5 protein-coding genes are annotated in these 9,287 nt (G+C 37.4%); all 5 read right to left on the bottom strand.

Annotation, left to right across the window (positions count from 1 at the left end; translation table 11 throughout):
* Positions 1 to 45 precede the first annotated feature (45 nt).
* Positions 46 to 2,868: a DEAD/DEAH box helicase family protein gene (locus tag IBX40_08170; protein ID MBE0524290.1), complete on the bottom strand. Its 2,823-nt coding sequence runs from the start codon at positions 2,866 to 2,868 to the stop codon at positions 46 to 48.
* Positions 2,869 to 2,872: 4 nt separating this feature from the next.
* The gene (locus IBX40_08165) at positions 2,873 to 4,948 is read right to left on the bottom strand and encodes a site-specific DNA-methyltransferase (protein ID MBE0524289.1); all 2,076 of its coding nucleotides are present in this window, start codon (positions 4,946 to 4,948) and stop codon (positions 2,873 to 2,875) included.
* A gap of 17 nt (positions 4,949 to 4,965) precedes the next feature.
* A complete protein-coding gene (locus IBX40_08160) occupies positions 4,966 to 5,613 on the bottom strand; it encodes a hypothetical protein (GenBank protein MBE0524288.1) in 648 nt (215 codons plus the stop codon).
* Positions 5,614 to 8,607 (bottom strand): N-6 DNA methylase, encoded by a 2,994-nt coding sequence (locus IBX40_08155; GenBank protein MBE0524287.1) that lies wholly within the window; start codon positions 8,605 to 8,607, stop codon positions 5,614 to 5,616.
* Between the two features lie 244 nt (positions 8,608 to 8,851).
* Entirely contained in the window at positions 8,852 to 9,061 is a 210-nt protein-coding gene (locus tag IBX40_08150) for a hypothetical protein (GenBank protein ID MBE0524286.1), read from the bottom strand.
* Positions 9,062 to 9,287: the final 226 nt, after the last annotated feature.

Below are 9,287 nucleotides of genomic sequence, written 5' to 3'. Positions count from 1 at the left end.
AAGGACGCAAAGAATGGTTGACATTTTATTAGGTTGAATTTGAGTCTATTCTTGACTCATTTTTAAGAATGCTAAATTGCTTTCACATCTTTCAATTAGACTTTTAAATCCTGACCCTTCCATTTCTTCCATAATGTTCTGTGGAATTAGAATGTATTGCCATTCTCTTGGTTGGACTATCGGAGGGATGGTTTTAATTTTTGAAATATCTCTACATCTCTGCTCAGCAGCAATTGCCTTTCTTTTCACATCAATATCGTTTATTGCATCCTTTGCTGATTTTGTTTCGATTATATACATGATATCTTCCGTTTTGACTAAAAAATCAGGATAATAAGGAACTAAATACCCCATCGAATTGATGTAAAGGATTGATAATTTATGAACATATTGATTTAATTTTACATATGAAAGTACAGTGGGATCATTTTCTAAAATATCAACCGTAAATTTTCGTTCAAGTCCTCCTTTGTATGGAAAATCAAGAGATGGGTAAAGGCATTTTTTTGTTTCGATGGCTCGTTCCATTCGGATTTTTAAATCTTTGAATTCTGATAGTCGAATCCATTCGGCTTCAATAACATCGTATGATTTATAACTTTGCAGAAAAGTGTTGATCGCTTCTCTTAATTTGTTTGTAATATAGTAGACCAATTGTTGGTTTCTTAATTTTTCGACATTTTCAAAATTTGAAAAATCAATTTTTCTTCCGAACATATGTTGTGAAACATACTGGTCTATCACCCCTGCAATCTCTGGAGCGTAACGTGATAAGCTCACACGGCTGTCTTTTCTCGAACCAATTAGTTCCCGGACAGTATTCCGTATAAATCCGCCATAGGTAAAATTTGAATCAAGTAGTTCCCATTCTGAACGGAATTGTGTGGTTGGATGATAGTCGGTTATTAAAATCTTGCTTGGATGAATATCCTCAAATGGCTGAGGTGATAAAGGTAATTTTGATATATCAAACTGTGAAATATCCAGTTCTTCCTCTGTTTTATGGGTTAAGGAAATTGGCCAGCCTATATCATATTTATTGACCCTTTCTTCATCCACATGAATTAATACGCTTTTTGCATCAAGTGATAATTCTATACTGCTGCCACTTGCTATCTGGGCTCCTGCTTTTGTTAATTGGTCATAAATGTCATTGTATTTTGGATGTTCAACTATGAAAAGCAGGTCATAGGCATTGATCAAATTTTCTTTGTCAACTAATTTTGTGTAGTTTTCAACCTTATCCTGTAAATATTCAGGTTCAGGGAACATCAGCCTGATACCTCTACCAATTACCTGCTCTGTAAGGAGGTCTGAATCTGAACGCCTTAGTACAACAAGCACGCATACATTTTTAACGTCAAATCCTTCCCTTAACATCATAACACTAACAATAACTCGCACAGGATTGGATGCATCATCACTTGCAAAAACAGTATTTTTCAGTTTTTTATAGTCATCATCTGAGAGGGTGTCTTTTTTCTTTGTATGAATGGCTATTACCTGCTCTCCTAATGATTCATCCCCGAAAATAATGCCATTTGAATCTTCTTTTTCTTTTATGTAGTTGGTAATCAAATCAGCTTCGTCGTTATTATCAGCCATTACAAACATTACGGGTTTTTTGTTTATCTTCAGAGTTTCAAAATCTTTCTGTAGATTATCCAGTTTTGCAATACCGACATCTATCATGTGCTTCTGGACTTCTGACAATTCGATTACATTTTTTGCATCGTCTTTGTATGCTGTAATCATCAATTTCTTGTTATCTGGAAGCTGCTGTATTTTGCCTGACAGGAAACTGCTTTTTTCTATGAATATCTGTTTTACTAGCATATCCTGCATTGCTTCCACTAAGCCGTAGTCGTAAATAACGTGGGAGAAAAACTCCTTTTTATTTCCTTTTATTGTGAATGGCGTTGCTGTGAAATCATACTGGATGAAAAGGTGTTTATCGTTTTCTTCCATCCTGTTTCGCAATATTTCTATGGATTCCTGCCAGCGTTTCAGTTCTGAGTCTGTTGAGTTGTGTACATGATGCGCCTCGTCGTTGATTATCATGAGGTCGTTGTTGTATGTTAAAAAATCCATGAATCTCTCAACGCGCAGGGATATGGAGTCACTTATCATGTCGATGCCAAGTGCTTCGGAAAGTGTTTCTCCTTTCTTCCTTGACGTATCGGTCAACTGATGCCAGTTTGTTATCAGGATGAATGGTGAATCCGTGTATGGTACATTTTCCTGAAGGTCATTTTTTGTGAAGACAGATAGATGAAAGTCCTGCCTCCAATCATCAGGCATGAACAGTTTGCGGTTGATATCAATGGTCCTGGGCTGTCTTTTTCCATTCCTGACCTTGCCTAAAAACGAATCAAGCAGCCGCTCATAGACAATATTTCCGGGCGCTACAAGTGCAAAATGGGATACAAACCGTTCATCTTCCAGTTTCACACGGTTAAAATACTGCCATATAATTATGGCATTCATGACCCAGGTTTTACCTGTTCCGGTTGCCATTTTCACGGCATACCGCGGGTGTTTGATGGTTTCGATGCCATGACGAAGATTTTTATCTTCAAGCAATTCTTTGGAGAATGTCTCAAAAAGCGTACTTACGGATGGGATTTCAAGTATCTCATAGCAATAAACAATAGATTCAATGGCTCTTTGCTGGCATTCAAAGAAACATTCATCTTCATGCACCCCTTCCGAAAACCAGTAATTGAAAAGTTCCCGGGTAATGTGGGTCATCTGTTTTCCCTTGACGGCAGGATAGCCATTTTCAGACCATTCTTGTATTACAGGTTCTATTGAGCTTGCAAGGGGGTGTTTTCCGAACAGTTCGGTTTTTGAACTTTTCTTTGCCATGGCCCTACCTCAGATCAAGTTCTTTTATTGCTGATGCATCATTCCCGAACACATCAACCACCCTTACTGCAATTGTGTATTTCTTGCCCCTTTTAAGATTTGCATCTGCAATAATGGGTACTGGTTCACCCTTTTTCCTGTCCCGTATTGCCTGCCATTTACTTCTGAAGACCTCGCTGTCATAGTCCCAGTCCACAGTCCAGAAATCAATGAGTGCAGGGAAGTTGTTGTGCAGCATTTCTTCGATCTCAGGTCTTTTGGATTCATCTTTCAGCGGAATGTCAAGTATCACATACTGTTCTATTTTGATGGTGGTTGTTATCGAATCCTCATTCATACCCTTTACTTGCGGCTCACCCAACCGCAGATACGGTTTCTGGTAGAATGTTATCTTATCTGCAATGGACACATCACCTACGTTTGTACTCCTGAGATAACGGTATACGTCTGATGGTATGACCTTGAACTCGACTGCTGCCAACTGCTTTGTTTTTATGTTCTTTTTAAGCCTCGCAAAATCCTCTTCAAAATTATATTCATAATCCCACGCAAGTATGACCAGCCGTTTGTAGCCCCTGCCGTCTGCTGTGGCTGCATTCTTTGCAAGTTCGATGGCTTTCTTGCCAGTAACCGGCCTGTCTGGTTCAGATACATAGACAAGGGTGTCCTTTTCGTCCTTTTTGGTTCCGAAACCCTGCCAGTCATCACGGGGTACGGCACCGTAGAGTTTCAGGACGATGTTGTACATCTCTTTGAGCTTCACGTCCTTGAGGTAGATGAGCTGGCGCTGGTAGTTGCCGAGGTTCTGGACAATGAAAGGCGCAGCATTCTGGTTCACAAGTCTGCTTCTTGCTACCTGTATGGCAGTTTTGGACAGGTCAGACGTTATCCAGCGCCGCCCGAGTTTTTCGGAAACGGCGGCAGTGGTGCCTGAACCGCAGAATAAGTCGGCAACAAGGTCTCCTTCGTTTGAGGATGCATAAAAGATTCGTTCAAGTAAAGATTCAGGTTTTTGTGTAGGATATCCCAACGACTCTAAAGCTTGAGAATTGATGGGAAAAATATCTGTCCATATATCTTCAATCGGCGTACCTTTTGACTCATCCAAATATCTTTTTACTCGTGGCTTCCCACCACTTGTAAAAACAATTAACCCATTTTCCATTCCTTCATCAATTTTTTCTTGGGACCAAATCCAATGTTTCCCATTTGGAGGTGATAAAATTATATCGCCAAACCTTCGTGCTTCTCCTTGTCCACTTTGAGTAAAATCAGCCAGTTGGTACCTTCTCCCAGTATTTTCCTCAATATTATTGTAATGAGTTTCAAATCTTTTAGGATCGTGCTTTTTATATTGTTTATTAAATTTATATAGGTTCGATTTTGAAAAACAAAAAATTATATCATGTACATTTCCAAAAGATTTTGCTTGACCTTTAGATGACCGTATTTTTTGCCATACGATTTCATTAATAAAATTATCTTTCCCAAAAATTTCATCCATTATGATCTTCACATAATGCCCCGCGTGTAAATCTAAATGTACATATATGCTTCCATCCTCAGATAGCAATCGTTTCATCAACTGCAATCTCGGATATAACATATCCAGAAAACTATCAATCCCCCTTTCCCATGTATCAGAATATGCCAGCCGTTCATTCATCGGCATTTCCCGTTCATAATTCCTATCCCCGATCTTCACATCATTAGGGAAATTAAAATTCTCCCCGGTATTGAACGGCGGGTCAATATAGATCAGATCAATCTGCCCCTCATACCCCTGCGCAAGCAGTGCCTGCATCACCAGCAGGTTATCGCCCCAGATAAGCCGGTTCGGCTGGCTGGAAATCTCGTCTTCGCCAGAATCAAAGAAACTCGTCAGGTTGCCGGTCGCCTTATTTGGATACACTTCCTCTGCGGTCTGGAACTCAAGGTCTTTGGGCGAGGGTTCACGGCGCGGCTTGGACGCCCAGATGAGGCGGGCAGTGTCTTTCTGACGCTTCCTCTCACTGCGGAATTGTATTCGCTCTTCCTGAACAGTGAGTTCCAGATCAGGTTCAGTGTTTATATATGACATTATATCACTTTTAAGATTCAAGTAAAGCAGAAAAATAAATGGTGAATGTTGAAAGGAGAAACTCCAGTTTTTCTTTTGTGAACCGATTCATAGTGTTCTTTAAACCCATTTATAGGACTTGAGATTTTCATGTTAGAGCTATGTGGGACCGTATCAATCCTGTGTTTCACTTCAGTTATAATTTTTGAAAAATCACCATTTACGACATATCCAATCATCGCACCGGTAGGAAATTTCTTGCTATAATCACCAGAAATGTATCGACAAATTCCACCCTTTATATAATAATCATACCTCTCTTTCTTATCTTCCAATATTTTACATTCAACCCCAAAATATAAATCCGGGTCCCAATCTCGAAAACAAATATCGATTGTTGGAGTCTTCCCTCTCCCCTCCATTCTCTTTCCATGTGATTTTTCATGAATTGGCGTAAGTGTCTTAGGCCCCTTATCAAACCACATCATTTGTACACAACGGTAGAACTCCTCATTAATCCCCGTTTCTCCCATTGAAAGCGTAATTTTACTATGCGTATGCAAATTTCTATAAGCATCACATAAAATTGCTAAAAGATGTGAAACCCCTTCCAATCTCAGTTCTTCACTTAAATTGGTAGGAGAACCTAATATAGACTCTTGAGTCGATATATCTAAAAGTCTCAATTAACAATCTCCTGTAGATGACATGATATCTCTATACGTTTCATCTGCATCACGCAAAGCAGCGGATTTCGTCCAATATCGCATTTGATTCGGTTTAACGATGAATGTCGTGTCACCAGAATACCTGCGAAGATTACGCCTTATGTAAATGCTTGAAGAGATTTCTTCCATCAACTGTTTATCCAAATCATTAAGAATATGTTCGAGTTGGTTATTTAAGATATAGGGAACATCTATTTTTTCAGATTTCTCCACGAGTTTTGTTGATATTACTTTAAGTGGTCCTTCACCAGCGTAAATTGTCCCTACAAAATCTTTATTTGGACTTGAAAAAGAGTTATTCAATATCCCGCAATAAATATCGATATATTCCCTTAAAGTACTCTCATCCACGGGCTTTACTGCAATAGATTTTTTTTTATTCCTATAGTAATCCAACGTATATTTAATGGTATCATTAATCTGAATAATCTCAGATTCATTTAAATGATAGAGTTTTATTGCAAGCAAATTTATTGTACTGTCTGCGTCCAAATTATCGGAAATTTTTTTGAGATAATTATAATTAATTGTTTCTTTCAACTCCAAAATTTCTTCTGGCATTGGAATATCCAAAATCTCTTCCTCTTCAAAATAATCACGTTCTACTAACCAACTACGTGTAGTTAACATATTATAATACAATGCAATGTTTGTATTAATTACCAAACAACATGCTGCTAATTGATCTAAATCACTTTTTTTACCATGAATACCAAGAATTGAATGATTAAAAACGGCATCTCCATTCAAAAGAGCCGCAATCATACCTACATTTGCTGTAGGACTTTGTTTAATCAATAAATGAGGTCCCTCAAATATCTCCCTTTTTGTTTTTGCATGCCTATACAATCCTTTTTCATCAAAAGGTGGCAACGAATCTTCATTAATTATAAACCTTCTTAAATTTCGTACGTCCACATTCGGTTTCCCAAGAAATTCAGGGACTTTGTCTTTCTTATTCCCCACAATATAACCTTCTCCATGTGTCCATCCTTTATTTTCACATATGTCCCTTAAGGTTGGAAGTTTTGAGAGCTTCTTTATCAATTCATAATCTCTTGGATGTCCCCACATAGCCACCTTCCAAAACATGTCATTTTCAATGGCTTCGTTCTTTGGAATGTGAGCAATGTCCTGAGGTTCGATTATGAAAAGCCAATTATCCTGTGTTGAATAGCTTGGCTTTGGAGAACAATAAAGAATATTCTGGATTTCTTTTTTCTCAGGTGAAAAAATGACAGCAGCCGGGGGTCCAACAGCTTTTGAAAATAAAACGTGTCTTAATGCTGAAAAGTTAATAACAGTTTTTATATCGAATGATGAAAAAAACCGCTTTATAAATTCTCTATTTGGTTTGGACCGATTAAAAAGAAGATTTTTACTGGATACCAACATACATATTTCGCCATTAGGTTTACACAATTCTGCCACGCGCCATAAAAACACCTGAGCGATTTGTTTATCTCCAACAGGTTTATCATTTGTCTTCAAGTACTCAATTGCAGCTTCGGATAATTCGCTTGCCCATGGCGGATTGCCAATTATCAAATCGAATTTTTGTTCCAAGAAGGGGAGATCTTTCTCAAAGAAATCTGATGTAAATAGATTTTTATTAACAATCGGTTCAAATCTGACCAGATTCCAAATATAACGCGGTTCCAGATAATCACACATAGTAAGATATAAACTTAAGGCAGCTATTCGAATTGCGTTATTGTTTGTATCCACCCCAAAAATATTTTCCCTGAGAATACGTTTTAAATCTTGTGCATATGGACGTTTATTTGTGTTTGCCTGCATCCAGCGACTTATAAGTCTACGATATGATTCTACTAAAAAAACCCCAGAGCCACAGGATGGGTCCAATACTTTAAAATTAGTATATTCGCCCTCCCATGGAAGTACTTGATCCATTAGAAAAGTAACAAGATGATATGGTGTGTAGTGTGCCCCCGCCCTGTTTACTGTGTTCTCATTTCCTTCATGATGAATAAATTTCTGGTAAATATTGCTAATAAGTTCAATTGGAATCACGTCAAAAGAGTATAAGGGCCATAAAGTCATTTGGCCCTCTTCAAGATATATATCTCCTTTTAGCATTTTTTGTAATAAATTGAGGTGCTCTTGAGGAACATCATATCCATTTTTATCTACTGCAAAAATATCCCCGTTAAATTTCTCATTTAAAAATCGAAATAGTTCATCGGTTGCATTTTTGTCAGAGAGCAAATCAGTGAAGTTTGTTGCACTTGGCATAAATTTTGTGAAAAAATCTTTTGGAAACACATTGTGACCTTTATTATCTGTTCTATCCTCAAGATACTTGATAAAAATCGAACGGATTAGAAGATTATGGACAACGTCATTAGGTAAACCTTTTGCAATCAATTGATCTCTCATAAACTCTAAATTGTCTAATAAAGTTTGATATACCCTTTTTTTATCATCGAAATATTTGCTATATTTTTGCCAGTAATTGCCTGTTAACAGTTCAGAACTGCGATATTTTTTCAGTTCATCGAATTTATTTTTAGCTTCGACAAAAAGTTCCAATTCTTCTATAAATCCAGCTTCATCGTCCAGTTTTTCATTTGGAAGTGTCTTTGGCTGTTCATATGCACTATATATAAGAACGACATCAGGTAAAACGATAAAGAGAAGTGGAGCTTGCCCCATATTCCAAGCTTGCTTATGCAATTTTGCAATCGCATCGTGATCTCTATATTCCAATTTATGAAAATATATAAGGGGGATATTTTGCCCACTTTCAGTTTTTAAAAAGAAAACAGCATCTGTGCCCAGCTTCTCAGAAACTTGCTTAAAAATATATCTTTGGGATTCATCTTTCACATCAGAATCAGATTCTACTAAGCCGTTTTTTCGTGTATAGTCAAGTTGGGAGCAAAGATGAGTAAATGTTTCATCAACTTTTCTTTCACTTCTTGTACTCATCTTATCCCTCTAAAACTTGTGATATCAAGCTTTTGATTTTCATGTCAAAAGACACTCTAAATATTCAATAAAATTTTCATTTCAATTCATAGTGTTATTCTTATTAGTTCTATATGAAATATACTATAAAATTTACTAATTAGTTCTCAGAGTACCTTTTCACTACTTTTTGATATGGTATCTTCATAAAAGAGATAATCACCCCTCACCGGTTTGTCAGGTCGGAAATATCTTCTACCTCTGTCTAAAAGTACATCAAATTGCCGGTCGCCTTATTCGGATACACCTCTTCAGCGGTCTGGAACTCAAGGTCTTTGGGCGAGGGTTCACGGCGCGGCTTAGATGCCCAGATGAGGCGGGCAGTATCTTTCTGGCGCTTCTTCTCACTGCGGAATTGGATTCGCTCTTCCTGAACAGTGAGTTCTTGAGAGGTTTCGGTAACTTCATATGACATTTTTATCAGACCTTGTTTGAAAGTAATAAGAATATTTAGTTAATAAATTTCCTATATTATTTATTGCCAAAAACGTGTTCACGATTATGCATAAATCATAAAATAAGAACACAGAACCTGCAGTAAACTACCAAATTATTTAACCGAATCTTTGCGTCCTTTGCGTTCTTTGCGGTGAGTTATATTTAATTCTGAACACCATTTATAGAAAATATGCCCAATGGCC

This window comes from Methanosarcinales archaeon, from assembly GCA_014859725.1.
GTDB lineage: Archaea > Halobacteriota > Methanosarcinia > Methanosarcinales > Methanocomedenaceae > Kmv04.
Note: the sequence above shows the minus strand (reverse complement) of the source record. Positions and strands in the feature narration are given on the sequence as shown.